We start from the raw sequence: 2,368 nt of genomic DNA, 5'->3' as shown, positions 1-2,368 counted from the left end.
TCATCTCCACCACCGGCAGACCGCTCCTGCACAGCAGCGTCGATGGCATCTTTGCCCAGCTGCTCGGCCTGGCCGGAATCCGTACGCCGCCCGGACGGGCCCGGCCCCGCATCCACGATCTTCGCCATTATGCGGACGGCTGGGTTATGCGCCCTGCCGTGGTGTTTCCGCTGGCAGGAGCGGCGGGGCTCGTGTTGTAGTCCGCATAATCCTCCTGGGCTGGGATCAGCGGCCGAGCGAGTCGAGCCAGCCGAGCAGGGACGAGTCCAGGGTCCAGTCCGGCAGGGCGTCCGGGGTGAGTGGTTCGTAGGCGTTCTCGATCGCTTTGCGTTTGGCCTCGGCGTCTGCACGGGCGTAGATCTCGGTGGTGGAGACATCGGCGTGGCCGAGCAGGTCGCGGATGTAGATCAGGTTGACGCCGGCCTGGACCAGGTGCATGGCCCGGCTCCGCCGGAGCGTGTGGGGCGTGACCGGCAGGCCGTGAGCCCAGCCGGGGGCGCGCGCCCGGACTGCGCGCACGTGGCGGGCCAGCAGCTTGGCCACTCCGGACCGGGTCAGCCTGGAGTGGTTCGGCCCGGCGAACAGCGGGTCGGCGTCGGAGCCGACGCCGGGATGCCGTCCGCGGTGGTCGAGGTAGCCGGCGACGAGCCGGGCTGTCGGCTCCATCACGGGCACGTACCGGATCTTGGAGCCCTTCCCGTGGATCACCACGGTCATCGGGCTGCCGCGGCGGATGTCGGCGACGTCGAGGTCGCAGAGTTCCTGGACGCGGGCGGCGGTGTCGTAGGCCAGGGCGAGCAGGACGGTGTCCCTGACGGCGCGTGCGCTGGCCGTGCCGGGTTCGGCGAGCAGCGTCTTGACCTCGTCGCCGGTCAGGTGGTCTAGCTGCGGGGCCGGGGTCTTTTTCTGCCGGATCGCGAGGACCTGGGTGACCTGGCCGAGATGGCCGGGCTGCTCGACGGCGGTGTAGCGGCAGAACGACTTGATCACCGCCAGGCGCTGGTTGCGGGTGGCGGGCGAGCAGCCCCGGTCGTCCTCCAGCCAGTCCAGGAACCGCAGGATGCGGGGCCGGTCGATGTCGGACAGGCGCAGCTTCTCCGGCGGTATGCGCTCAGCGTCCCTGAACCAGGTGAGCAGCAGTTTCATCGCGTCCCGGTAGGAGGAGACGGTCTTCGGGCGAGGCGGCGCGTTCCCCGGCCAGGTGGCTGGTGAAGAACTTCGACAGCCAGCGGCCGGCAAGATCCGGCGGCGGCGCGGGCCGCGGGTTCACGGCTGGTCCCCGGGCGGCTCGGGGATGACGTAGCCGAACCGGACCTGGGCCCTGGCCATCACCTCGGGGTAGGCGTCCGCGGTCAGCCGCAGGTAGTACTGGGTGCCGCGGAGATCGGCGTGGCCCATGTAGCACGCCAGGTAGGGCAGCATCACGGCCAGGTCCGCGCCTTGCCCGGCCCAGCGCCGCAGGTTGGCGACGGCGAATCCGTGGCGCAGCGAGTGCGGGTGAGGGCCGCCTGTGAAGTGGGGGATGCCGGCGTCGGCCAGGTAGCCGCGGAACCGCATGTATGCGGTTGACTGGTTGACCGGCCGGCCGGGCGCGATGCTGTAGAACACGCAGTCGCTGGTTTCGGGGGCGGGGTGCGCGGCCGCGATATAGCCCTCCAGGGTCGCGGTGAGCCGGGCGGTGACCGGCACGGTCCGGCTCTCGCCGTTCTTGGAGTCGCGGATGCGCAGCGTCCCGCTGCGCGTGTCCACGTCGGCCAGGGTCAGGCTGAGCGCCTCGGAGATCCTCAGCCCGGCGCCGTAGAGCACCCTGAACAGGACCGGGTCGACCATGGCCTTGTTCGAGAAGCTGGACATGGGCTGGGAGTCGATCGCGGTGAACAGGCGGCGCACCTCGTCGTCGGTGAACACGTACGGGGGCTGGTGACGGACGCGGACCTGAGTCGCCGCGGCCGGGGTCCAAGCATCCCAGCCGGCTGCCCGGGCGTACTCGGCCAGCTGGCGCAGCGCCAGCTCGTTGCGCCGGATGGTGGAGGCCCGCAGGTGACGGCCGTAAAGGAACCCGTCGACCGCTTCCCGGGTGATGGACCCGTCCGGGTAGCCTTCCCGCCGGCAGTGGCTGGCGAACTGGCGCAGCACCCGTTCCTGGACTGTGAACCTGTATCCGCCGGCGTGGCGCGAAGCGGCCAGCTCGGCGACCAGGCCCGGCAGCGTCGCCTCAGGCATCGTGCTCACCCGCCCCCTTCTAACGGGGCTTCGCCCCAGCCCGACGAGGCATCGGGGTTGTGGCTGAGGTGGGGGCTCCGGCTGGCGACGAAACGGTGACACGATGTGCCCGTTCATGTGCCGCATGTAGCGGTGGAGTAGCCCT

3 protein-coding genes are annotated in these 2,368 nt (G+C 70.8%); 1 reads left to right on the top strand and 2 read right to left on the bottom strand.

Features of this window, described 5'->3' with window-relative positions; translation table 11 throughout:
- Positions 1-200, top strand: a 200-nt coding sequence (locus ACTWQA_RS58775) for a hypothetical protein (protein ID WP_443167454.1), incomplete at its 5' end; no start/stop codon positions are given.
- 25 nt (positions 201-225) lie between these two features.
- Here ACTWQA_RS58775 and ACTWQA_RS58770 read toward each other — a convergent pair.
- Together ACTWQA_RS58770 and ACTWQA_RS58765 are read right to left on the bottom strand one after the other, a co-directional pair.
- Entirely contained in the window at positions 226-1,146 is a 921-nt protein-coding gene (locus ACTWQA_RS58770) for a tyrosine-type recombinase/integrase (RefSeq protein WP_443167453.1), read from the bottom strand.
- A gap of 120 nt (positions 1,147-1,266) precedes the next feature.
- Entirely contained in the window at positions 1,267-2,223 is a 957-nt protein-coding gene (locus ACTWQA_RS58765) for a tyrosine-type recombinase/integrase (RefSeq protein WP_443167455.1), read from the bottom strand.
- Positions 2,224-2,368 lie beyond the last annotated feature (145 nt).

The sequence above is a fragment of the Nonomuraea sp. 10N515B genome, from assembly GCF_052245915.1.
Taxonomy (GTDB): Bacteria; Actinomycetota; Actinomycetes; order Streptosporangiales; family Streptosporangiaceae; genus Nonomuraea.
Note: the sequence above shows the minus strand (reverse complement) of the source record. Positions and strands in the feature narration are given on the sequence as shown.

Coding starts and splice junctions, on each gene's coding strand:
- ACTWQA_RS58765 (WP_443167455.1), bottom strand. CDS start 2,223: ATGCCTGAGGCGACGCTGCCGGGCCTGGTCGCCGAGCTGGCCGCTTCG.
- ACTWQA_RS58770 (WP_443167453.1), bottom strand. CDS start 1,146: ATGAAACTGCTGCTCACCTGGTTCAGGGACGCTGAGCGCATACCGCCG.